Annotated in this window: 19 protein-coding genes; 11 read left to right on the forward strand and 8 right to left on the reverse strand. The window is 62.7% G+C overall.

Translation table 11 applies throughout. The features are described from left to right. Positions 1-28 precede the first annotated feature (28 nt). Positions 29-2,110 carry a 3-hydroxyacyl-CoA dehydrogenase NAD-binding domain-containing protein gene (locus N5B55_RS07800; protein ID WP_304539687.1) on the reverse strand — a complete coding sequence of 694 codons (2,082 nt, stop codon included), beginning with the start codon at positions 2,108-2,110 and terminating at the stop codon, positions 29-31. Positions 2,111-2,467: 357 nt separating this feature from the next. Here N5B55_RS07800 and N5B55_RS07805 point away from each other — a divergent pair, with 357 nt between their 5' ends. Then, positions 2,468-4,003, forward strand: coding sequence for an amino acid permease (locus N5B55_RS07805; RefSeq protein ID WP_304539688.1), 1,536 nt, complete (start codon positions 2,468-2,470; stop codon positions 4,001-4,003). Positions 4,004-4,082: 79 nt separating this feature from the next. Next, positions 4,083-5,606, forward strand: a complete 1,524-nt coding sequence (locus tag N5B55_RS07810; RefSeq protein ID WP_304539690.1) for an amino acid permease — start codon at positions 4,083-4,085, stop codon at positions 5,604-5,606. Between the two features lie 70 nt (positions 5,607-5,676). Here the strand turns inward: N5B55_RS07810 and N5B55_RS07815 are convergent, their stop codons facing one another. From N5B55_RS07815 to N5B55_RS07840, 6 genes are all read right to left on the reverse strand, one after another. Next, the gene (locus tag N5B55_RS07815; protein WP_009238104.1) at positions 5,677-6,396 is read right to left on the reverse strand and encodes an ABC transporter ATP-binding protein; all 720 of its coding nucleotides are present in this window, start codon (positions 6,394-6,396) and stop codon (positions 5,677-5,679) included. After that, on the reverse strand, positions 6,396-7,184 hold the full coding sequence (locus tag N5B55_RS07820; RefSeq protein WP_065855085.1) for an ABC transporter ATP-binding protein: 789 nt from the start codon (positions 7,182-7,184) through the stop codon (positions 6,396-6,398). Before N5B55_RS07820 ends, N5B55_RS07815 begins: the two co-directional genes overlap by 1 nt. Beyond that, positions 7,181-8,515 carry a branched-chain amino acid ABC transporter permease gene (locus tag N5B55_RS07825; protein WP_304539691.1) on the reverse strand — a complete coding sequence of 445 codons (1,335 nt, stop codon included), beginning with the start codon at positions 8,513-8,515 and terminating at the stop codon, positions 7,181-7,183. The genes N5B55_RS07820 and N5B55_RS07825 overlap by 4 nt, the downstream gene beginning before the upstream one ends. Further along, entirely contained in the window at positions 8,516-9,463 is a 948-nt protein-coding gene (locus N5B55_RS07830; RefSeq protein WP_065855141.1) for a branched-chain amino acid ABC transporter permease, read from the reverse strand. Between the two features lie 127 nt (positions 9,464-9,590). After that, a complete protein-coding gene (locus N5B55_RS07835; RefSeq protein WP_065855089.1) occupies positions 9,591-10,847 on the reverse strand; it encodes a branched-chain amino acid ABC transporter substrate-binding protein in 1,257 nt (418 codons plus the stop codon). Positions 10,848-11,070: 223 nt separating this feature from the next. Continuing rightward, a complete protein-coding gene (locus tag N5B55_RS07840) occupies positions 11,071-12,699 on the reverse strand; it encodes a 3-(methylthio)propionyl-CoA ligase (RefSeq protein WP_304539692.1) in 1,629 nt (542 codons plus the stop codon). Positions 12,700-13,042: 343 nt separating this feature from the next. Between N5B55_RS07840 and N5B55_RS07845 the strand changes: the two genes are divergently transcribed. The 9 genes from N5B55_RS07845 to N5B55_RS07885 all read left to right on the forward strand — a co-directional run bounded on the left by N5B55_RS07845 (position 13,043) and on the right by N5B55_RS07885 (position 21,179). After that, positions 13,043-14,632 (forward strand): protein adenylyltransferase SelO, encoded by a 1,590-nt coding sequence (locus N5B55_RS07845; protein WP_304539693.1) that lies wholly within the window; start codon positions 13,043-13,045, stop codon positions 14,630-14,632. Between the two features lie 128 nt (positions 14,633-14,760). Continuing rightward, positions 14,761-15,147 carry a peptide-methionine (R)-S-oxide reductase MsrB gene (gene msrB / locus N5B55_RS07850; RefSeq protein ID WP_304539694.1) on the forward strand — a complete coding sequence of 129 codons (387 nt, stop codon included), beginning with the start codon at positions 14,761-14,763 and terminating at the stop codon, positions 15,145-15,147. Positions 15,148-15,181: 34 nt separating this feature from the next. After that, complete coding sequence (locus tag N5B55_RS07855; protein WP_065855097.1) at positions 15,182-15,754, forward strand: septation protein A; 573 nt, start codon at positions 15,182-15,184, stop codon at positions 15,752-15,754. Beyond that, a complete protein-coding gene (locus N5B55_RS07860) occupies positions 15,754-16,026 on the forward strand; it encodes a BolA family protein (RefSeq protein ID WP_065855099.1) in 273 nt (90 codons plus the stop codon). The genes N5B55_RS07855 and N5B55_RS07860 overlap by 1 nt, the downstream gene beginning before the upstream one ends. A gap of 42 nt (positions 16,027-16,068) precedes the next feature. Continuing rightward, positions 16,069-16,866, forward strand: a complete 798-nt coding sequence (locus N5B55_RS07865; RefSeq protein WP_012762019.1) for a peptidylprolyl isomerase — start codon at positions 16,069-16,071, stop codon at positions 16,864-16,866. 290 nt (positions 16,867-17,156) lie between these two features. Then, on the forward strand, positions 17,157-18,137 hold the full coding sequence (locus tag N5B55_RS07870; protein WP_304539695.1) for an ABC transporter substrate-binding protein: 981 nt from the start codon (positions 17,157-17,159) through the stop codon (positions 18,135-18,137). 175 nt (positions 18,138-18,312) lie between these two features. Beyond that, on the forward strand, positions 18,313-19,221 hold the full coding sequence (locus N5B55_RS07875) for an ABC transporter permease (RefSeq protein ID WP_065855104.1): 909 nt from the start codon (positions 18,313-18,315) through the stop codon (positions 19,219-19,221). Between the two features lies 1 nt (position 19,222). Further along, entirely contained in the window at positions 19,223-20,017 is a 795-nt protein-coding gene (locus N5B55_RS07880) for an ABC transporter ATP-binding protein (RefSeq protein WP_304539696.1), read from the forward strand. A gap of 61 nt (positions 20,018-20,078) precedes the next feature. Further along, positions 20,079-21,179, forward strand: coding sequence for a J domain-containing protein (locus N5B55_RS07885; RefSeq protein ID WP_304539697.1), 1,101 nt, complete (start codon positions 20,079-20,081; stop codon positions 21,177-21,179). 71 nt (positions 21,180-21,250) lie between these two features. Here the strand turns inward: N5B55_RS07885 and N5B55_RS07890 are convergent, their stop codons facing one another. After that, complete coding sequence (locus N5B55_RS07890) at positions 21,251-22,324, reverse strand: porin (RefSeq protein ID WP_304539698.1); 1,074 nt, start codon at positions 22,322-22,324, stop codon at positions 21,251-21,253. Between the last annotated feature and the right edge of the window lie 46 nt (positions 22,325-22,370).

Raw genomic sequence — 22,370 nt, forward strand, 5'->3', positions numbered from 1 at the left:
CGCGTCAGTCGATTGATTCGCCGCTCATTCAGCCGTTAAAGCCCTTGCCTTCATCGGCCAGTTTCTGCAGCAGCGGGGCGACCTTCCACGCTTCACCGTGGTAGCCCTTGCTGTAGCGGTGCATGGCTTGTGCGACGTTGTACAGGCCGACGGTGTCCGCGTAGAGCATCGGGCCACCGCGGAACAGCGGGAAGCCGTAGCCGGTCAGGTAGACCATGTCGATGTCGGAAGCCTTGGAGGCAATGCCCTCATCCAGGATCTTCGCGCCTTCGTTGACCAGCGCGAACACCAGGCGCTCGACGATTTCCTCGTCCGAAATCTTGCGGCGCGTGATGCCCAGATCCTTCGAGTGCTGGACGATCATGTCGTTGACCTGCTGGTTCGGATACGGCTTGCGGTCGCCCGCCTTGTAGTCGTACCAGCCGCCGCCGGTCTTCTGACCGAAGCGGCCCATTTCGCACAGCAGATCAGCGGTCTTCGAGTAGACGATGTCCGGCTTGTCCACGGCGCGGCGCTTGCGGATGGCCCAGCCGATGTCGTTGCCGGCCAGGTCGCCCATGCGGAACGGGCCCATGGCAAAGCCAAATTTTTCGATGGCCTTGTCGACCTGCTCCGGCAGCGCGCCCTCGTCGAGCAGGTAGCCGGCCTGGCGGCTGTATTGCTCGATCATGCGGTTGCCGATGAAGCCGTCACACACGCCGGACACGACCGCCGTCTTCTTGATGGCCTTGGCCAGCTTCATGACGGTGGCCAGCACGTCCTTGGCGGTCTCCTTGCCACGCACGACTTCCAGCAGCTTCATCACGTTGGCCGGGCTGAAGAAGTGCATGCCGACCACGTCTTGCGGGCGCTTGGTGAAGCTGGCGATCTTGTCGACGTCCAGCGTGGAGGTGTTCGACGCCAGGATCGCGCCCTGCTTGACGACTTCGTCCAGCTTCTTGAACACGACTTCCTTGACGCCCATTTCTTCAAAGACGGCCTCGATGACGAGGTCGGCATCCTTGATGTCGTCATAAGACAGCGTCGGGGTCAGCAGGGCCATGCGCTGCTCGACCTTCTCTTGCGTGAGCTTGCCTTTCTTGGCGCTGTTCTCGTAGTTCTTGCGGATGGTGGCGACGCCGCGGTCCAGCGCTTCCTGCTTGGTTTCCAGGATCGTCACCGGAATGCCAGCGTTCAGGAAGTTCATCGAGATACCGCCGCCCATCGTGCCGGCGCCGATCACGGCGACCTTCTCCACCTTGCGCACCGGGGTGTCTTCCGGCACATCGGGGATCTTGCTCGCAGCGCGCTCACCAAAGAAGGCGTGGCGCAGTGCGCGCGATTCCGGCGTATTCACCAGTTCGATGAACAGGTCGCGTTCGAACTTGATGCCGTCGTCAAAACGCTTTTCCACCGCGGCCTGCACGGCGTCAACGCACTTGCCCGGCGCCGGGAAGTTCTTGGCGACGGCCGCGACGGTGTTGCGCGCGAATTGCAGGAAACCTTGCGGATTGTCGTGCTCGACCTTGCGATCGCGCAGCTTCGGCAGCTTGCCCTCGGCCGCGGCCTTCAGTGCGAAATCGATGGCACCGGCCATCAGGTCACCTTCGATCATCTGGTCGAACAGGCCGCTCTTGGCCAGCTTTTCCGACGGAATGGCATTGCCGGAGACAATCATGTTCAGCGCCGGTTCCAGGCCGATGGCGCGCGGCAGACGTTGCGTGCCGCCAGCGCCCGGCAGGATGCCCAGCTTCACTTCCGGCAGCGCGATCTGCGCGCCCGGTGCGGCCACGCGGAAATGGCAGCCCATCGCCAGTTCCAGCCCGCCGCCCATCGCCACCGAATGGATGGCCGCCACGACCGGCTTGCTGCTCGACTCGACTGCCTTGATCACGGCATGCAGCGTCGGCTCTTGCGTCGCCTTGGGCGTATTGAATTCGCGGATATCGGCGCCGCCCGAGAAGGCCTTGCCTGCACCGGTGATGACGATGGCCTTGACGTTGGCGTCGTCGCCCGCTTTCACCATGCCCTCAACGATGCCTAGGCGCGTGGAGTGGCCAAGGCCGTTGACAGGCGGGTTGCTGAGCGTAATGACGGCAACGCCGTCCTGGACCTTGTACTCCGCAGTCATGCTGGTTCCTTTGGTGATGCGAGGGCCGGCAAATGAGCCCACCGTGCCTCGCGGTTGAACTGTCTCTCTACTCTCGTTTTTTTAACGCGCGGTAAGGCCGCGACTCGACACAGAATACACAAAATAGCACGGTCGTTCAATTTTTATTTTTGCGCTGCGCGGCGCCGTCTGGCGGGCGATGCAGCGGCGCCCGGCGGGTTCAAACGCATGTGCCGCAGCATGGATTTTTTGCCCGCTGCGTGACGGTTTTGATAGAGTCGCGCATTTCGTTCGCCGGTGCCCATCAGGCGCGGGGACGTCTCGTCACATTTTGTCGATTTGATTCGCGATCCGAGCAAAATCGACCACTCTGTATCCATGTCAGAACACGCTACCCCGTCCTCAGAGACGCCGGGCTTGCGCCGCACCTTGCGCGCGCGCCATCTCACCATGATCGCCATCGGCGGGTCGATCGGCACCGGGCTTTTCGTGGCCTCGGGCGCGTCGGTCTCGCAGGCCGGCCCCGGAGGCGCCCTCGCCGCCTACATCCTGATCGGGGCGATGGTCTACTTTCTGATGACCAGCCTGGGCGAGCTTGCCGCCTACATGCCGGTTTCCGGGTCGTTTGCCACCTACGGCGCGCTGTACGTGGACGAAGGCTTCGGCTTCGCGCTTGGCTGGAACTATTGGTACAACTGGGCCGTGACGATTGCCGTTGAGCTGGCGGCCGCGCAGCTCGTCATGCATTACTGGTTTCCCGATGTGCCCGGCGTGCTGTGGAGCGCTGTGTTTCTCGCCATCATGTTCCTGCTCAACGCCATCTCGGTGCGCGGCTTTGGCGAGGCGGAATACTGGTTCGCGCTCATCAAGGTGGTCACGGTCATCTTCTTTATCGGCATTGGCCTGGCGATGATCTTCGGGATCATGAAGGGCGGTCCGCAATCGGGCCTGCAGAATCTGACGATCGGCGATGCGCCGTTCGTGGGCGGGTTGCCGGCGATGATCGGAGTGGCGATGATCGCCGGGTTCTCGTTCCAGGGGACGGAGCTGATTGGCGTGGCGGCCGGCGAATCGGCCGACCCGGCGCGCACCATTCCGCGTGCGGTCAAACAAGTGTTCTGGCGGATCCTGCTGTTCTACGTGCTGGCGATCTTCATCATCGGCGTGCTGGTGCCGTACACCGATCCGAATCTGTTGTCGACGGAAGTCACCAACATTGGCGTGAGCCCGTTCACGCTGGTGTTCAAGCATGCCGGCCTGGCCTTTGCAGCCGGGCTGATGAATGCGGTGATCCTGACCGCGGTGCTGTCGGCGGGCAACTCGGGTATGTATGCATCCACGCGCATGCTCTACAACCTGGCCACTGAGGGCCGTGCACCGCGCATCTTTGCTCAACTCACGCGCAACGGTGTGCCGCGCAACGCGCTGCTGGCCACGACCGCCGTCGGCGCGCTGTGTTTCCTGAGTTCGCTGTTTGGCGACAAGACGGTCTACCTGTGGCTGCTGAACACATCCGGCATGACCGGGTTCGTGGCGTGGCTTGGGATTGCCGTGAGCCACTATCGCTTCCGCAAGGGACTCGTGGCGCAGGGGCACGATCCGGCGCAGTTGCCGTACCGCTCCAGGTTCTTCCCATATGGCCCGTTGTTCGCGTTCGGGTTGTGCCTGGTCATCACGCTTGGCCAGAACTACCAGGCGTTCACCAGCGGCACCGTAGATTGGCCGGCGGTGATCGCCACGTACATCGGCATCCCCGTCTTCTTTCTGATCTGGATCGGTTACCGGCTGGTGCGTGGCGGCGGCATTGTCCGTTACCAGGACATGCACTTCCCTCGCCCGCCAGTGCTGCGCGATTCGCTGGCCGGCCAAGACCCGGGCCCCGAATTGCCGACCGTGGCAAACAGTACCCAGTAATCATTCCCCGCTCCGCCAGCCGTTTGCACAGCATCCGGCCGGCGCTTTCATTGGGGCGCCCGCTTCGGCGCTACCGGCTATGCATACACCCATCACCCCCACCAGGCTCGAAGCCCAATCCGAACTGCGCCGAGGCCTACGCTCGCGCCACCTGATGATGATCGCCCTGGGCGGCGCCATCGGCACGGGGCTGTTCGTCGCGTCCGGCGCGTCCATTGCCCAGGCGGGCCCCGGCGGCGCACTGCTGACCTACACGCTGATCGGCGTGATGGTCTATTGCCTGATGACGAGTCTTGGCGAGCTGGCGGTACATCTGCCGGTCTCGGGCTCGTTCGTGACTTACAGCCGCCTGTATGTCGAAGAAGGCTTCGGCTTTGCGCTCGGATGGAATTACTGGTTTGCGCTGGCCGTGTCCGTGGCCGTGGAACTGGCCGCCGCGCAACTCGTGATGAAGTACTGGTTCCCGGGTGTCTCGGGCATGGTCTGGAGCGCCGCATTCCTGCTGCTGATGTTTGGCCTCAATGCTTTCTCCGTGCGTGGCTTTGGCGAGGCGGAATACTGGTTCTCGATGATCAAGGTAGTGACGATCGTCGTGTTCCTGCTGATCGGCCTCGCGATGATCTTCGGCATCATGCACGGCGGCCCACAGTCGGGTTGGCAGAACTTCGCCGTGGGTGATGCGCCGTTCGTGGGCGGGGTGCCTGCCATGGTGGGTGTGGCGATGATTGCCGGGTTTTCGTTCCAGGGTGTCGAAACCATCGGCGTGGCCGCCGGCGAGGCGGAGAACCCTTCGCGCACGATTCCCCGCGCCATCCGCCAGACGTTCTGGCGCATTTTGCTGTTTTATGTGCTGGCGATCCTGATCATCGGCGTGCTGCTGCCATACACCGACCCGAACCTGCTGCGCAATGAAGCGACGGACGTCGGCGTCAGCCCGTTTGCGCTGGTGTTCCAGCACGCGGGCCTCGCGTTTGCGGCCGGGATGATGAATGCGGTGGTGCTGACCGCGCTGCTGTCGTCCGGCACGTCGAGCCTCTATGTGTCGACGCGGATTCTGTACGATTTGGCGCTCGAAGGCCAAGCGCCGCGCTGGTTTGCCAAGGTGTCTGCCAATGGCGTGCCGCATCGCGCGCTGCTCGCCACGTCCGCAGTTGGCGCGTTGTGCTTCTTCAGCTCTTTGTTTGGCGATCAGGTGGTCTACCTGTGGCTGCTGAATACGTCTGCGGTAACGTGCTTCATCGCCTGGTTCGGCATTGCGCTGGCGCACTACCGATTCCGCAAGGGATTCACAAGCCAGGGCCACTCCGTGGAGCAACTGGCGTATCGGTCGCCGTTCTTCCCATTCGGGCCGATCATGGTGGCGATCCTATGCGCGGTGATCATCCTTGGGCAGAACACCAAGGCACTGTTTGCACCGGTGGACAACTTCGGCGCCTTCATCGCAACGTATTGCGGCGTGATCCTGTTCGTGGCGATCTGGCTGGCTTACCGCTGGAAATTCAAGACGCGATTCGTGAAGTACACCGAGATGCAGTTCAGCCCGGCGCATCTTCAACAACCCGAACCTTCCAACGTCACTGCGACGGGCGTGGTTGCCAACTAGGCAAAACAAAAAAAGGCCCGCACTGTTATCCGTGCGGGCCATCTTTTCAGTGTGGTTGAACGTCCGGCCTTTACACCTCCAGCCACTCCTGCCGGACTTTGGCATCGGCCTTCAACTGCTGGGGCGTTCCCTCAAACACAATCTGCCCGTGCCCCATCACATACACGCGTTGTGAAATATCCAGGGCAATGGCCAGCTTCTGTTCCACCAGCAGCACGGAGATGCCCCGCTCCTTGAGCGTCTTAAGGTATTCGCCCACGAGCGTCACGACCAGCGGCGCAAGGCCCTCGGTCGGCTCATCGATGATGATGAAGTCGGGATCACCCATCAGCGTGCGGCACAGCGTCAGCATCTGCTGCTCGCCGCCTGACAGCACACCTGCCGCGGTGTTCTCGCGCTCCTTCAAGCGCGGGAACATCTGGTACATGTCTTCCACCTGCCAGCGCGGTTTGGGTTGACCGGGGTTGCGTTTCTCGCCAAGCAGCAGGTTCTGCCGCACGGTCAGCGTAGGAAAAATGTCTCGGTTCTCGGGCACATAGCCGATGCCCTTGTGCGCCACTTCAAAGGTTCGCAGGCCGCTGACGTTCTTACCGCGCAGCAGGATTTCTCCTTCGTGCCGGACCATGCCCATGATCGACTTGGCCAAGGTGGAACGCCCCACCCCATTGCGCCCGAGCAGCGCAACGATCTCGCCCTCGCCTACGTGCATGTCGACGCCGTGCAGGATGTGGCTCTTGCCGTAGTACGCGTGCAGGTCGCGCACCTCCAACATCGGAGTATTTGTTGCCATCAATGCGCTCCTGCAGGTTCGTCCAGCGTGGTGCCCAGGTAGGCTTCCTTCACGCGCCGGTTGTTGCGAATGGCTTCGGGTGTGTCGGTGGCGATCACTTCGCCGTAGACGAGCACCGAGATGCGGTCGGCGAGGCCAAACACCACGCTCATGTCGTGCTCGACCATCACCAGCGTCTTGCCCACCGTGACCTTGCGGATAAGCTCGACCGCATGGTCGGATTCGGAGCGGCTCATGCCGGCCGTAGGTTCATCCAGCAGGATCACGTCGGCACCGCCCGCGATGGTGATGCCGATTTCCAGCGCCCGTTGCTCGGCGTAGGTCAGCAGGCCTGCAGCGGCCTCACGCCGATGCGTCATGCCGATCTGCTCGAGTACTTCCTCAGCGCGCTCGCGTGCGTCGCGCAGCTCTGCCAGCTTGTGCCAGAACGAATACTTGTAGCCAAGCGACCAGAGCACCGCGCAGCGCAGGTTCTCGAACACCGACAGGCGATGGAAGATGTTCGTGATCTGGAAGCTGCGCGACAAGCCCTTGCGGTTGATCTCGAACGGCGCCAGCCCGCTGATCTCTTCCCCATTCAGGCGCACGCTTCCCGAGGTGGCCGGAAAACGGCCCGAGATCAGGTTGAACGTGGTCGACTTGCCGGCGCCGTTCGGTCCGATGAGCGCATGGCGCTCGCCCTTGCCGATGGTGAGGTTGACCCCCCGAATGATTTCAGTGGCGCCAAAGCGCTTGCGAACATCGCGCAACTCGAGCGCTGCGGTCGGCCCAGATGTCGGTTGGCTCATGGTTGCGGCTCCTGCAATGCGTTGTCCCAAGCGGTGCGCAGCTTGCCCGCTGCGGCACGCAGGCCGAAGGCGCCCACCAGCCACAGCACGGCGGCGGCAATCCACGGCTTCAAGGTAGTCGGTTCGACGGTCAGGCCGAACAGCTTCGCGACACCACCGGAGGCATCGTCCTGCACGGCGTAGATCATTTCCACGGTGGAAATCAATGCAACCAGCAGGATGACCGCCGGCACGACCGCCACGCCATAGGCCGGCAGCAGCGTCTTGAGCTTGCCGCGCCGCAGGATTGGCAGATGCATGACCAGAAGACTGGCGATTCCGCCCGGCGCGTACATGACCATCAACACAAAGAACAGCCCGAGGTACAGCAGCCACGCCTTGGTGATACCCGAGAGCGCAACGGTGAAGAACACCGTGAGCACCGCGCCGATGATCGGCCCGAAGAAGCTGCCCATGCCGCCAATGAACGCCGCCAGCAGCACCGAGCCTGAGCGCACCGCCGACACGTTCTCGGCCGTCACGATCTCGAAATTGATGCACGACAGCGCACCCGCGATGCCCGCGAAAAACGCTGACAGAATCACCACCAGGAAGCGCACGCGCTGCGTGTTGTAGCCGATGAACTCCACGCGCTCGGGATTGTCGCGCACCGCATTGGCGATGCGGCCCAGCGGCGTCTGCGTCCATGCGTACATCAGCGCCATCGAAATCAGGCACCACGCGGCGATCAGGTAATACACCTGCCGCGCCGGCCCGAACGTTACGCCCAGCAGCGCGTCGCCGATGCTGCGGTTGGTCGACACACCGCCCTCGCCGCCAAAGAAGTCCGGGAACATCAGCGCGCTGGCGAACACCATCTCGCCGATACCCAGCGTGATCATGGCGAACGTCGTGCCGGATTTTTTTGTGGTGACGTAGCCGAAAATTACGCCGAACAGCGCGCCGCCCAGGCCACCCGCAATGGGCAAGAGTGCGACGGCGAGCGGCCCGCCCATGCCCAGTGCCTGCATGGCGCCGATCTTGTTGAGCAGATGCACGGCCATGAAAGCGCCAAGACCGGAGTACACGGCGTGTCCAAACGACAGCATGCCGGACTGGCCCAGCAGCATGTTGTACGACAGGGCGAAGATGATCATGATGCCCATCTGCGAGAGCAGCGTGATGGCAAAACCCTGCGGCCAGATGAGCGGCAGCACGATCATCACGAGTGCAGTCGAGCCCCAGAGCAGCCAGCGGGCAAGATTGACCGGCTTGAACTTCATCGTCCGCGCACGATCGTTGGCCGGCAGCGCGGCTTGTTGTTGCGCTTGTTGGTGCATGGTGCGTTCCATTTAGCTCTCCCGCGTACCCATCAGCCCACGCGGGCGGAAGATCAGCATCAGCACCAGCAGCAGATACGGCAGCACCGGTGCGACTTGCGCAATCGTCAGGTTCCAGACCGAGATGAGCGGCACGTCGGGGTTGAGCGTGACGCCAATTTTCCCCAGCACGCTGGACACGGAAATATCGAGTGTCACGGCAAAGGTCTGAATGCAGCCGATGAGCAGCGACGCAATGAATGCGCCCACCAGAGAGCCCATGCCGCCCACCACCGCCACCACGAACACGATGGAGCCGACCGCGGCCGCCATCGATGGCTCGGTAACAAAGGCATTGCCGCCGATCACACCCGCCAATCCGGCCAGCGCACAGCCGCCGCCGAACACCAGCATGAACACGCGCGGAACGTTGTGACCCAGCGCTTCCACCATATCCGGATGCGTGAGCGCCGCTTGAATGACGAGCCCGATGCGCGTGCGCGTCAGCAGCAGGAAAATCCCGACCAGCATCAGCAATGACACCAGCATCATGAAGGCGCGGTACTTGGGAAACGACGAGGTGAACAGCGTGAACAACGGGCCATCCAGCGCGTCCGGCACGCGGTACGGCACGGCGGGCAGGCCCCACACGAGCTTCACGCCCTCTTCAATCAGATAAGCCAGCCCGAAGGTGAACAGCAGTTCGGCGACGTGGCCATAGCGGTGCACCGTGCGCAGGCCAAAACGTTCCACCACCGCGCCCAGCGCCCCAACCAGGAGCGGCGCCACGATCAGCGCGGCCCAGAAGCCCAGATAGCCGCTGACGACATAGGCGAAATACGCGCCCAGCATGTAGAAGCTGGCATGCGCAAAATTGAGGACGCCCATCATGCTGAAGATCAGCGTCAGGCCCGAAGACAACATGAACAGCAACAGCCCGTAGCTGATGCCGTTCAGGAGATTGATGACTAGAAATTCCACGCTGCAGCCCTTCCAGCAGATTCGGCGGAGCATGGGCCGCACGCAATAAAGCGCTGGCCCATGGACCCCGTTTAAAACATCGCCGCACGATAGCATCGGGCGGCCCTTCGGCACACCACCCGCGGCCTTACTGAGGACGCTTCATCTGGCAGGAGGTCGGCTGGGACGCGACGTACTGGTCGAGCACTGCGTCGGTCTTCCACCCGTAGCCGGTGTTTTCCTGGTCGAACTTGACGCTCTTGCCGTTCGTCTTTTCCCAGGTGGCGATGTAGAGCGGCTGCTGGCCCTGGTGGTCGGACGCGCGCATCTCGAAGGTGCCGTTCAGGCTGTCGACCTTCATGCCTTCGAAGGCCTTGGCAACCTTGGCAGGCTCGGCGGACTTGGTCTGCTTGATGGCCTTCGCCAGCATGGCAATGCCTGTGTATGACGCCATGAGGTAGTAATCGTCGTTGTACTTCTTCTTGTAACCCTCGACGATATCCGCGCCCTTATAGCCGTCGTTGTTGACGTTCCAGTAGCCCACGTATTTCACGTGGTCCGCGCCTGCGGAGCCCATCGCTGTCGGCACACCGGTGGTCGAGGCGTAGTACGTATAGAAGTTCGCATTCAGGCCTGCATCCTTGCCGGCCTTGATCAGCAGTGCCAGGTCGCTGCCCCAGTTGCCGGTGATAACGGTGTCGGCACCCGACGACTTGATCTTCGATACGTACGGTGAGAAGTCCTTCACCTGCGCCAGCGGGTGCAGGTCTTCACCCACGATCTCGATGTCCGGACGCTTGCGCTTCAGATATTCCTTGGCGGCGCGCGCGACCTGATGCCCGAACGAATAGTTCTGGTTGATCAGGTAGACCTTCTTGACCTTCGGATCCTTCGCCAGGAAGCTGGTCAGCGCTTCCATCTTCATGTCGGAGTTGGCGTCCAGACGGAAGTGCCAGTAGTTGCACTTGCTGTTCGTCATGTCCGGGTCCACCGCGGCATAGTTCAGGTAGACGATCTCCTTACCCGGATTTCGCTCGTTGTACTTGGCCACGGCGTCTTCCAGCGCCATGCCGACACTCGAGCCATTGCCCTGCACGATGTAATGGATACCCTGGTCGGCCACCTGCTTGAGCGCGGTCAGGCTTTCCTGCGGCGAGAGCTTGTTGTCAAAGCCCACCACCTCGAACTTCGTGCCGTCGCCGGCCCAGTTCTTTTGTGTGGCGAGATCGGCGATGTACTGCCAGCTGCGCAACTGGTTCTGCCCCAGCGCGCCCATCAGGCCGGACAACGGATCAATCCAGGCGATCTTCACGGTTTCGGCGGCGGACGCTGCGGTGGGCAGGACTGCCCCACCGATTGCCGCAACACATGCAACAGCCACAACCAACGGACGGAACTTCGTCATGCGTGTCTCCTTCATGTGGTGGAGCCGCCGGCGAGTCACTCTCCGCGTGCCTCTGAAGGGCCTGCGGCTGCTTGCGTCTCCAGGTTGCAACGCGCCCGGGCTTCATTCCGCGGCATCGAATCATCGATGCGCAGCGGCCGGCCCTGATCCGGTTGTCTTACGTCCGCCGTCCTCGTGCCGGGATGCCCCGTGTACGGGCGGCGGTTTCTGTTTCTATGTATCGCTAAGCCTGTACAGCTGGGAACTGATAGTCCTTGAACTGCTCGCGCAGTTTCAGCTTCTGCATCTTGCCGGTGGCCGTGAGCGGAATTTCGGTGACGAACACCACGTCGTCCGGAATCCACCACTTGGCAACCTTGCCCTCGAAGAACTTGAGCATCTCTTCGCGCGTGAGTTCGACACCCGGCTTTTTCATCACGACCAGCAGCGGACGCTCATCCCACTTCGGGTGATGGCATGCGATGCACGCGGCCATATGCACGCCGGGGTGCGCCGCCGCCACGTTTTCCACATCGATGGACGATATCCACTCACCGCCAGACTTGATCACGTCCTTGCTGCGATCGGTGATCTGCATGTAGCCATCGGCATCGATGTTGGCGACGTCGCCCGTCGGGAACCAGCCATCGACCAGCGGCGATACCTCGTTGCGGTAATAGCTCTGGATGGTCCAGGGCCCGCGCACGTAGAGGTCGCCGAAAGCCTTGCCGTCCCATGGCAATTCGTGGCCTTCGGCATCGACGATCTTCATCTCGACACCGTAGATGGCGCGGCCTTGGCGCTCCAGCACGTGCTGCTTGGCCTCGTCCGGCAGGTCGGCATGCTTGCCCATCAGCTTGCACGTGGTGCCGAGCGGGGACATTTCCGTCATGCCCCACGCGTGGATGACTTCCACGTCCAGCTCGTTGAGCGTGCGGATCATGGCCGGGGGCGCTGCAGAACCACCGATGACCGTGCGGCGGAACGTCGAGAACTTCAGCTTGTTGGCCTGCACGTGTTGCAGCAGGCCGAGCCATACCGTCGGCACGCCGGCCGAGAATGTCACCTTTTCCTGCTCGAACAATTCGAACAGCGAAGCACCGTCCAGTTTCGGCCCGGGGAAGACGAGCTTGGCGCCCACCAGCGGCACCGAATACGGCAGCCCCCACGCGTTGACGTGGAACATCGGCACCACCGGCAGGATCACGTCCTGCGCCGAGCACCCGAGCGCGTCCGGCATGGCCGACGCATACGAGTGCAGCACCGTGGAGCGATGCGAATACAGCGCGCCCTTGGGGTTGCCCGTGGTGCCGGACGTGTAGCACAGGCTGGAAGCGGTGTTCTCGTCGAATTGCGGCCAGGTGTAATCGGCGGTCTGCGCGTCCAGCAGCTCCTCATAACAGAGCATCGGCACGCTGGAGGTCGGCATGTGCGCGCGATCGGTCATCGCAACCCAGCCCTTCACGTTCGGGCAATGCGGTGCGATGCCCTCAATGAGTGGCACAAACGTCAGGTCGAAAAAGACGTACGGATCGTCAGCGTGATTGACGATGTAGGCGATCTGGTCCGGAAACAGGCGCGGGTTGATGGTGTGGCACACCGAGCCCGAGCCGGACACGCCGTAATAGATTTCAAGGTGGCGATAGCCGTTCCAGGCCAGCGTGCCCACACGCTCGCCGGGCTGCACACCGAGTGCGGCCAGCGCATTTGCCAGTTGCTTGGAACGGTCTCGCACTTGCCGGTACGTGGTGCGATGGATATCGCCCTCGACACGGCGCGACACGACTTCAGTCGAACCGGAATTGCGCGCTGCATGTTCGATGATGGTCGAGATGAGCAACGGAGCGCTCATCATTTGTCCCATCAGGGCCATGGTGTCTCCTAAAAAAACTGAACAACCGTTCTATTTTTTGGCCGATTGTTCCCGTGATCGCCAAGCACGTCAACGGGATATTGTTGTGCGCTGCCACATCGGCCCCCATGTTTACCCGGCCATCTGAAAAACCGTGCGAATCGTTGTGGTGCAAGGGTTCGCAGGCTGCAGCTTTCTTTACTCGCAAGTACAATACGCGATAGCGTTGCTGCGTCTCAACATGGCGTTTTCCCCTACGCAGAACACATTTTGCTGCGCTGCAGAGCGCACACCATTTCAGGGTTCGGCACTGTTTTTGCGCCGGTTCCTGTGCTATCGGCTGCCTGCCCTGCCGCCCCATCCTATGACTGCCTCCCCCGTCGCCTTGCCTGACGATTCCCTTGCGAACACGTTCGACTGGCCTGGCCGCCCCGCCGCAGCCCCCGGTTTCTCAGCACTGGGCGAACGATTTTTGACACGTCTGCCGCCGATGCCCATGCCTTCCGGCGCAATCGGCACACCTTATCTGGTTGGCTTTTCGCCAGACGCCGCCGCGTCGCTCGGCATCTCGCGCGCAGAGCTTGACACCCCGGCCGGGCTGGCGGTCTTTACCGGTAACGCCGTCGCGGCCTGGAGCGATCCGCTCGCAACCGTCTATTCGGGCCACCAGTTCGGCGTGTGGGCGGGCCAGTTGGGCGATGGCCGTGCGCTGCTGCTGGCGGAATTCCAGACCGCCGATGGCCCGTGCGAAGTCCAGCTCAAAGGTGCCGGCCGTACGCCGTATTCGCGCATGGGCGACGGACGCGCGGTGCTCCGGTCGTCCATCCGCGAATTTTTGTGCTCGGAAGCCATGGCAGGGCTCGGCATTCCGACCACCCGAGCCCTGTGCGTGACCGGCGCTGACGCACCCGTGCGCCGTGAAGAAATCGAAACCGCAGCAGTTGTCACACGCCTTGCACCGTCGTTCGTGCGCTTCGGCCATTTCGAGCACTTTGCCGCCAGTGAACAACTGCCCCAACTCCGCGCACTTGCCGATTACGTCGTCGACCGCTTCTACCCCGCCTGCCGCAGCGAGTCGCAACCGTATCTCGCCCTGCTGCGCGAAATTGCCCGCCGCACCGCTGAATTGATGGCCGACTGGCAAGCCGTTGGCTTCTGCCACGGCGTGATGAACACCGACAACATGTCGATCCTCGGCCTCACGCTTGATTACGGCCCATTCGGCTTCCTGGACGGTTTTGACGCCAACCACATCTGCAACCACTCCGACAGCGGCGGCCGGTACGCCTACGCCCAGCAGCCCCAGATCGGCTACTGGAACCTGTTCTGCCTCGCGCAGGCATTACTGCCGCTGTTCGGCGAGGATCCGGACGTTTTCGTCAACTTGAGCGACGAAGCGCAGGCGCAACCCGCCATCGATGCCGCACAAAACGTGTTGCTGACCTACCGCGACGTCTACGGCGCAGCGTTCTACGCACGTTATCGCGCCAAGCTTGGCCTTTCCACCGCGCAGGACACAGACGAAACGCTGTTCGGCGACCTCTTCAAGCTGCTGCACAACCAGCGCACCGACTACACGCTGTTTTTCCGCCACCTCGCCGAAGTACGCCGCGACGACACGCCCGCCGCGGCAGAAGCGCGCACCGTCCGCGATTTCTTCTTCGATCGCGCCGCCGCAGACGCGTGGCTTGCCGCTTATCGCCAGCGCTTGCAAGCCGAAACGCAATCCGACGACGAGCGCGCCGCCGCCATGCAGCGCGTCAACCCCAAATACGTGCTGCGCAACCACCTGGCTGAAATTGCAATCCGCCGCGCCAAGGAAAAGGATTTCTCCGAAGTCGAAAACCTGCGCGCCGTGCTGGCCCGCCCGTTTGACGACCACCCCGGCTTCGAGCACTACGCCCAGCCGGCGCCCGACTGGGCATCGTCATTGGAAGTGAGCTGCTCGTCGTGATGCGTCGAAACTGACACCGTGCTCTAATCCGCGCCTGTCAGGATTGCCGCAGCAGCACGACAAACAACATCAGCCGGCCAATCGCTCTCACCTCGCGGTGGCCGAATCCAACAAGGAGTCTCATCACCATGACCGTCACGAAATCCGACGCCGAATGGCGCGACCAACTCTCCGACATCGAATACCGCGTCACCCGCGAAGCGGCCACCGAACGCCCCTTCACCGGCAAGTACTGGGACCACTGGGAGCGTGGCGTCTACAACTGCGTGTGCTGCGGCACGCCGCTGTTTGAATCGTCGACCAAGTTCGATGCGGGCTGCGGCTGGCCGAGCTATTTCCAGCCCATCAACGGCGAGGTGATCGCCGAAAAAACCGACCGCTCCCACGGTATGCTGCGCATCGAAGTGCAGTGCAAGAACTGCGGCGCGCACCTGGGCCATGTGTTCGAAGATGGCCCTGCGCCCACCGGCCTGCGGTATTGCATCAACTCGGCTGCGCTAAAATTCGGCGATTGATCTACCGCACCTGCCCACCTAAGCGCGTTCCCGCATGAAATTCCTGTTCGATCTGTTCCCGGTCATCCTGTTCTTTGCTGCCTTCAAGGTGGCCGGTATTTATGTGGCGACCACCGTCGCGATGGTCGCCACCGTGCTGCAGATCGCCTGGGTGTGGTTCAAGCACCGCAAGGTCGACGCCATGCAGTGGCTGTCGCTGCTCATCATTGGTGTGTTTGGCGGCGCCACACTCATTTTCCACAACGAGACTTTCATCAAGTGGAAGCCGACGGTCCTGTACTGGATGTTTGGCGTGGTGCTGCTGGGCAGCGTGGTGTTCGTTCGCAAGAACCTCATCCGCGCCATGATGGAGCAGCAGGTCTCGCTGCCCGAGCCGATGTGGGGCCGCCTGAACCTGGTCTGGGCGCTGTTCTTCCTGGTCATGGGCTGCCTGAACCTTTACGTGGCCTACAACTTCGACACTGACGTGTGGGTCAACTTCAAGCTGTTCGGCTCGATGGGCCTGATGGTGGTATTCATCCTCGCGCAGAGTGTCTGGCTGGCGCGGCACATGCAGGAGCGTCCCGCCAACGCAGCCAACGACGCCCACATCGGAGACGACCGCTGATGGCCGCAGATCCGCGAGAAATCGAACGCCTCCTGCGTGAGGCCTTCCAGCCCGCCCACCTGGTCGTTGAAGACGACAGCGCGAAGCACGCCGGACACGCCGGTGCAGCGTCCGGCGGCGGACACTACAACGTCGAAATCGTCAGCGCGGCCTTTGCCGGCAAGAACCGTTTGGCGCGTCATCGCATGGTGTATGATGCGCTGCACACGCTGTGGCCAGCGGCAATCCATGCCCTGGCGATCCGCGCGGTCACTCCCGAAGAAAACACGTAAGCGCATTCCACGCTCACTCGTCCTTCCCTCGAACGCAATCCCATGAAGATTTCCAGCCTCACTGCCAGCCTGCTGGCTGCTGCCCTTGCTGCGACCGTTGCTCCCGCGATGGCGCAAAACGCCGCGGTGGTCAACGGTAAAGCCATCCCGAGCGCAAAGGTGGACGCGCTGATCAAGAAGTCGGGCCAGCCCGAATCGCCCGAGCTGCGTGCCAAGGCCCGCGACATGCTGGTCGACCGTGAACTGATCGAGCAGGACGCCGCCAAGCGGGGCCTGCTGGAGCGCGACGACGTTCAAGAGCAACTCGCTTCTGCGCGCCTGAACGTGCTCGTGGCCGCCGAGTTCGAGGACTACGTCAAGAACAGCCCCGCCACCGAAGACGAACTGCACAAGCAGTACGACAAGATCAAGGCGCAGTTCGGCAACGGCAAGGAATACCACGCCCACCACATCCTGGTGGACAAGGAAGCCGACGCCAAGGCGATCATCGCCAAGCTGAAGGCCGGCGCCAAGTTTGAAGACATCGCCAAGGCGCAATCGAAGGACAAGGGATCGGGCGCCAACGGCGGCGATCTGGACTGGGCGAACCCGGGCACTTACGTGCCGGAATTCTCGGCCGCGCTCACCGGGCTGAAGAAGGGCCAGATCACGCAGACGCCGGTCAAGACGCAATTCGGCTGGCACGTGATCCGTCTGGACGACACGCGCGACGCAAAGATCCCGTCGTACGAGGACGTCAAGCCGCAACTGCTCGAGATGATGATGGGCGATCAGAACTGGCAACGCAGCAAGTTCCAGGCGATGCTGAAAGAGCTGCGCGAAAAAGCGAAGATCCAGTAAGCAGCCGCCCGTTGGGGCAGTGAAAAAAGGGGCCACGTGCCCCTTTTTGATTTGATGGCCGGGTTGCATCGCACGCAACCGGAATCCCCCCCCTGCCCCCAGGTTTTCTTTTGAAGTGTTTGCTGAAAAGCATTGCGATTTGGCCGATAATGTGCGCCCACGTGCGCCGGCACTGCACTGCTTCGGTGCACTCAAGAATCAAGACAGTCTTACAAAACCAACCACGCCGGCACGGGCATATCCCGCCCGCCGCCAGAGCGAAACCACCCAAAAGGAAACAGGAGATCCTTATGTCCACGTTCAAGCACGCCTTCCGCATTGCCGCGCTTGCTGCCATTCCGATGGCACTGCTGCAAGCCGCACCGGCGCTGGCCCAGGCCACCAAGTCGGTCGAAGTGCTGGCCATCGTTGAGCACCCGGCGCTCGACGCCATCCGCGACGGCGCCAAGGAACAGCTCAAGGCCGAAGGCTTTGACGCAGGCAAGAACCTGAAGTGGGAGTACCAGAGCGCACAAGGCAGCACGGCCACCGCCGCGCAGATCGCCCGCAAGTTCATCGGCGACAAGCCGGACGCCATCATCGCCATCGCCACCCCGTCCGCGCAGGCGGTTGTGGCTGCCACCAAGTCGATCCCCGTCGTCTATTCGGGCGTGACGGATCCGGTGGCCGCGCAACTGGTCAAGAGCTGGGAGCCGACCGGCACCAACGTGACCGGCGTGTCCGACAAGCTGCCGCTGGACAAGCAAATCGCCCTCATCAAGCGTGTGGTGCCAAATGCCAAGCGTGTGGGCATGGTCTACAACCCTGGCGAAGCCAACTCGGTCGTGGTCGTCACCGAGCTGAAGAAGCTGCTGTCGGCGCAAGGCATGACGCTGATCGAATCGGCTGCACCGCGTACCGTGGACATCGCGCCAGCCGCCAAGAACCTGATCGGCAAGGTCGACGTGATCTACACGAACACCGACAACAACGTGGTGTCGGCGTACGAGTCGCTGGTGAAGGTGGCCAACGAAGCGAAGATCCCGCTGGTGGCCGGCGATACCGACAGCGTCAAGCGCGGCGCCATCGCTGCGCTGGGCATCAACTACTACAAGCTGGGCCAGCAGACCGGCAAGGTCGTCGCCCGCATCCTGAAGGGTGAGAAGCCGGGCGCGATTGCATCGGCCGGCAGCACCGATTTGGAGCTGTTCGTGAACGAAGGCGCGGCCAAGAAGCAAGGCGCGACCTTGTCGGCGGACCTGCTGAAGGACGCCAAGGAAGTCATCAAGTAACACGCAAGGCGCCGGGTCGGCCTCCGCCCGATGGAGCCGGCCCGGCGCGGGTCTGCCTGCCCGAGCCCCAGCGCGGCTATCCGCCGCATCATGGCCGGGCGCTTACGCTCCTACCCGAAAGCGTCCCCGTTCATTGCACACCGGCCGGTGCCCAATCGCCGCGCCCTATTCCGTCATGTCACTGTTTTCATTGCTCGGCGCCCTGGAGATCGGTCTGATCTTCAGCCTCGTGGCGCTCGGGGTGCTGATCTCCTTCCGCATCCTCAACTTCCCTGACCTCACTGTCGACGGCAGCTTCCCGATGGGCGGCGCCGTGGCGGCCACGCTCATCGCCAGCGGACACGATCCGTTCATGTCGACGCTGGGCGGCACGCTGGCCGGTGCCGTTGCCGGCTTCATCACGGGCTGGCTCAATGTGCGCCTGAAAATCATGGATCTGCTCGCCAGCATCCTGATGATGATCGCGCTGTACTCGGTCAACCTGCGCATCATGGGCAAGCCGAACGTGCCGCTCATCTCCGAGCCGACGGTGTTCTCGCTGCTGCAGCCCGAGTGGATGCCCGACTACGTGTTCCGACCCGTGCTGCTGGGTGTGGTCGTGGTGGTCGTCAAGCTGCTGGTGGATTGGTTCTTCTCGACGCAGATCGGCCTGTCGCTGCGTGCCACGGGTGCCAACCCGCGCATGGCGCGCGCACAGGGTGTCGCCACCGGCGCTGCCACGTTGGCCGGCATGGCGCTGTCCAACGCCCTGGTGGCGCTTGCTGGTGCGCTCTACGCGCAAACGCAGGGCGGCGCCGACGTGTCGATGGGTATCGGCACGATCGTCATCGGCCTGGCTGCCGTCATCATCGGCGAGACCGTGCTGCCGGCACGCCGCCTGGTGCTGACCACGCTGGCCGTGGTGGTGGGCGCGATCCTGTATCGTTTCTTCATCGCCCTGGCGCTCAATAGCGATTTCATCGGCCTGCAAGCACAGGACCTGAACATGGTGACCGCCGCGCTGGTGGTGATCGCGCTCGTGCTTCCTGGTGTGCGCCGCAAGGTGTTCGGCAAGTTCGCCAAGACCACTACCAAGGGGAACTGACATGCTGAGCGCACAAGGACTCACCCTCACCTTCAACCCGGCCACGCCGATTGAGACGCGCGCGCTGCGCGGCCTGTCGCTGGACATTCCGGCGGGCCAGTTCGTGGCCGTGATCGGCTCGAACGGCGCCGGCAAGTCGACGTTCCTGAACTCCATCAGCGGCGACCAGCTGGTCGACTCCGGCAGCATCACCATCGACGGTGAAGACGTCACGCGAAAGACCGCGTGGCAACGCGCTGACAAGGTCGCCCGAGTGTTCCAGGACCCGATGGCCGGCACCTGCGAAAACTTGACCATCGAAGAGAACATGTCGCTGGCCATGTGCCGCGGGCAGCGTCGTGGTTTCTCGTTCGCCACCAACCGCAAGTGGCGCGAGATCTTCCGCGAGCAACTGCGCCGGCTGGACCTCGGCCTGGAAAATCGCCTGACCGATCGCATCGGTCTGCTTTCGGGCGGCCAACGCCAGGCCGTGAGCCTGCTGATGGCCTCGCTGCAGCCGTCGCGCATCCTGCTGCTCGATGAGCACACCGCCGCGCTCGACCCGAAAACGGCCGCCTTCGTGCTTGAGCTGACCGCCAAGATCGTGTCTGAGAGCAAGCTGACGACAATGATGGTGACGCACTCCATGCGCCAGGCGCTCGACTACGGCGACCGCACGGTAATGCTGCACCAGGGTAACGTGATCCTCGACGTGCAAGGCGAGGAGCGCCGTGGCCTGGACGTGCCGCACCTGCTGCAGAAGTTCGAGGAAACGCGCGGCGCCAAGGTGGACGACGACGCGCTGTTGCTGGGCTGAACCATCGCATCAACATCACATCGACGGGCTCCCTTAGCGGAGCCCGCGACATTTCCGCTCCATGACCAAGGCCCGCCGCCCTGCCATCAGCATCGCGCCCAACCAACACGCGGACAACTCGCCAACGCTGTCAAAAGGTCAGCGAGCGTTCAACGCGCTGATCAAGCAGATCGGGAATCGGCGCAAGCGGCTCGCAGATTGGGAGACGGCTACCGTTCAGTTCCAGGGCCGATATGCCGGCGAGTTCTTGCCGCTGGAGCGCAGCCGCATCGCATTGCAGATCCGCCTCGTCCGCAGCCTCGATCAGGTCTACGAGCACGACGCCTTTACTAAAGCCGAGCGCCGCAAGATATCCGCGCTCATCGTCGATCTCGCGCACGATCTGATTGACGAAGACCCGAGCCTCAAGACGCTTTACAGCAAGTACAGCGGCACAGACTTCGACCGGGAAGCCGCGCTGCAGGCCGCGGAGATGAAGTCGAGGCTGGAAGCGGCGCTCGGTGTCGACCTCGGCGACGACGCGGACGTGCATTCGGAGGAAGCGCTGCTGCAGCGCGCCCGCGCGCACATCGAGCAACGCGCCGAGAAAAAGGCCGCCGCCGCAAGCAAGCGTGAAGCCCGCCGGGCCGCGCGCACGAAATCTCCGAAGCAACTTGCCGCAGAAGCGCGGGAGGAAGACGAACAGGCGCAGATGAGCCTGTCCATCCGCGAGGTCTATCGCAAGCTCGCCAGCGCCCTGCACCCGGACCGCGAAACCGATCCGCAGGAGCGAGAGCGCAAGACGCGGCTCATGCAGCGCGTCAACGAGGCCTACGACAAGAACAACCTGCTGCAACTACTGGAATTGCAGCTGGAGCTTGAGCACATCGACCAGCATTCGATCAACCGCATCAGCGAAGCGCGATTGGCGCACTACAACCAGATCCTGAAAGACCAGGTGCGCGAGCTTGACCGGCAAATCCATCGCGTCGAGACCACGTTCCGATACACGTACGGCTATCAGCGGTTCGAAGCGCTGCCGCCAGAGGCCGTGTTGCAAAAACTCGACCTCGACATCGCAGCGCTGCACGAACAGGTGCGCAACTTCGAGCAGGACCTTGCCGCCTTCGACGATTTCCGCGACGTGCGGCGCATGCTGAAATCCCGCGCGACGCTCGACTGACGGCCAGCCGCGCGTCGATCCAACAAAACGGGCACCCGAAGGTGCCCGTGTTTTTGACTGCGATCGGCCGATCAGAAACGGTGTTGCAGGCCCGCCGTCACACCGACCTGGTTGTTGCCATACCCCACCACGTCGCGCGACAGGCTCACGTTCTGGCCGTTTTTGGCCTTGGCATAACCGGCAGACAGGTACGCCGTGGTCCGCTTGGACAGCGTGTACTGGCCGCGCACCGAGAACAGGATCGGATCGGCCCCTGTACCGTCCTTGATGTTCTGCTTGTACACCGCGCCGTACAGCGTGAAGGCCGGCGTCAGGTCGTAGCTGGCGCCCGCCCAGTACATATCGCTGCGCAGGCTGGCGGCAGCCGTGGTGAAGGCACGCTTGTAGTTGCGATAGCCCGCAAACAGTTTCAACGCGCCCAAGTCGTAGCTGGCGCCGGCGTGAATGCCCTGGATGTAATTGGTCGTATCTGCCGGCGTGGTGCTTGTGCCTGCGCCGTTTTGGCGATCCCACGTGACCGCCGCAGAGAAGCCGCCCACGGTGTACCCGATGCCCAGGTCGTACTTGGAGTTGCTCTTGAAATTGCCGGCGGCCTCGCCAAAGCCCACGGTCGCGCCCAGCTTCAGGCCACCAAAGGAACCGTCATAGCGCACAGCGTTGGATGCGCGCGAGAACAGGCCGTCCTTGCGGTCGCCTGTGGCCGTGGACGACGTCGCCCACGAGTAGTTCGGCGCATAGCCCATCGGGTCGTACGGCAGCATGAAGTCGTACGTGGTCGTGAACGTGCGACCGGCCACCACCTGCCCGAAGCCGCCTGCCAAACCGACCACGGCGCGGCGGTCGAACAGCGTGTTGTCGGTATCGAGCTTGCCGGTATCGATGGCGATACCGCTTTCCAGATTGAACACGGCTTTCAGGCCGCCCCCCAGATCTTCGGTGCCGCGCATACCCCAGCGCGACGTGTTCTTGCCGCCCGAGACTAGGCGCGTGGCGCTGCCGCCGTTCGGGCCAGCGTGGTTCACATACTCGATGCCCGAATCCATGATCCCGTACAGGGTCACGTTGGAGGATTGTGCGGCGGCCGTGCCAGCGGTCGTCGCGGTGGCGAGCGCCACCACGGCCAGCGCCATCGAAGTCTTGTTCATCAGGTCTCCCTTATTCGTTGTCCTTGCGCAAGCGCCCAATTCACAG

This window comes from Ralstonia pickettii, assembly GCF_030582395.1.
GTDB lineage: Bacteria > Pseudomonadota > Gammaproteobacteria > Burkholderiales > Burkholderiaceae > Ralstonia > Ralstonia pickettii_D.

What these genes read in the sequence shown, in the direction of transcription:
- N5B55_RS07870 (WP_304539695.1), top strand. Translation starts at nt 17,157, where the DNA reads ATGTCCACGTTCAAGCACGCCTTCCGCATTGCCGCGCTTGCTGCCATT.
- N5B55_RS07880 (WP_304539696.1), top strand. Translation starts at nt 19,223, where the DNA reads ATGCTGAGCGCACAAGGACTCACCCTCACCTTCAACCCGGCCACGCCG.
- N5B55_RS07875 (WP_065855104.1), top strand. Translation starts at nt 18,313, where the DNA reads ATGTCACTGTTTTCATTGCTCGGCGCCCTGGAGATCGGTCTGATCTTC.
- N5B55_RS07800 (WP_304539687.1), bottom strand. Translation starts at nt 2,110, where the DNA reads ATGACTGCGGAGTACAAGGTCCAGGACGGCGTTGCCGTCATTACGCTC.
- N5B55_RS07820 (WP_065855085.1), bottom strand. Translation starts at nt 7,184, where the DNA reads ATGAGCCAACCGACATCTGGGCCGACCGCAGCGCTCGAGTTGCGCGAT.
- N5B55_RS07885 (WP_304539697.1), top strand. Translation starts at nt 20,079, where the DNA reads ATGACCAAGGCCCGCCGCCCTGCCATCAGCATCGCGCCCAACCAACAC.
- N5B55_RS07840 (WP_304539692.1), bottom strand. Translation starts at nt 12,699, where the DNA reads ATGGCCCTGATGGGACAAATGATGAGCGCTCCGTTGCTCATCTCGACC.
- N5B55_RS07835 (WP_065855089.1), bottom strand. Translation starts at nt 10,847, where the DNA reads ATGACGAAGTTCCGTCCGTTGGTTGTGGCTGTTGCATGTGTTGCGGCA.
- N5B55_RS07860 (WP_065855099.1), top strand. Translation starts at nt 15,754, where the DNA reads ATGGCCGCAGATCCGCGAGAAATCGAACGCCTCCTGCGTGAGGCCTTC.
- N5B55_RS07845 (WP_304539693.1), top strand. Translation starts at nt 13,043, where the DNA reads ATGACTGCCTCCCCCGTCGCCTTGCCTGACGATTCCCTTGCGAACACG.
- N5B55_RS07815 (WP_009238104.1), bottom strand. Translation starts at nt 6,396, where the DNA reads ATGGCAACAAATACTCCGATGTTGGAGGTGCGCGACCTGCACGCGTAC.
- msrB (WP_304539694.1), top strand. Translation starts at nt 14,761, where the DNA reads ATGACCGTCACGAAATCCGACGCCGAATGGCGCGACCAACTCTCCGAC.
- N5B55_RS07825 (WP_304539691.1), bottom strand. Translation starts at nt 8,515, where the DNA reads ATGGAACGCACCATGCACCAACAAGCGCAACAACAAGCCGCGCTGCCG.
- N5B55_RS07810 (WP_304539690.1), top strand. Translation starts at nt 4,083, where the DNA reads ATGCATACACCCATCACCCCCACCAGGCTCGAAGCCCAATCCGAACTG.
- N5B55_RS07855 (WP_065855097.1), top strand. Translation starts at nt 15,182, where the DNA reads ATGAAATTCCTGTTCGATCTGTTCCCGGTCATCCTGTTCTTTGCTGCC.
- N5B55_RS07805 (WP_304539688.1), top strand. Translation starts at nt 2,468, where the DNA reads ATGTCAGAACACGCTACCCCGTCCTCAGAGACGCCGGGCTTGCGCCGC.
- N5B55_RS07865 (WP_012762019.1), top strand. Translation starts at nt 16,069, where the DNA reads ATGAAGATTTCCAGCCTCACTGCCAGCCTGCTGGCTGCTGCCCTTGCT.
- N5B55_RS07890 (WP_304539698.1), bottom strand. Translation starts at nt 22,324, where the DNA reads ATGAACAAGACTTCGATGGCGCTGGCCGTGGTGGCGCTCGCCACCGCG.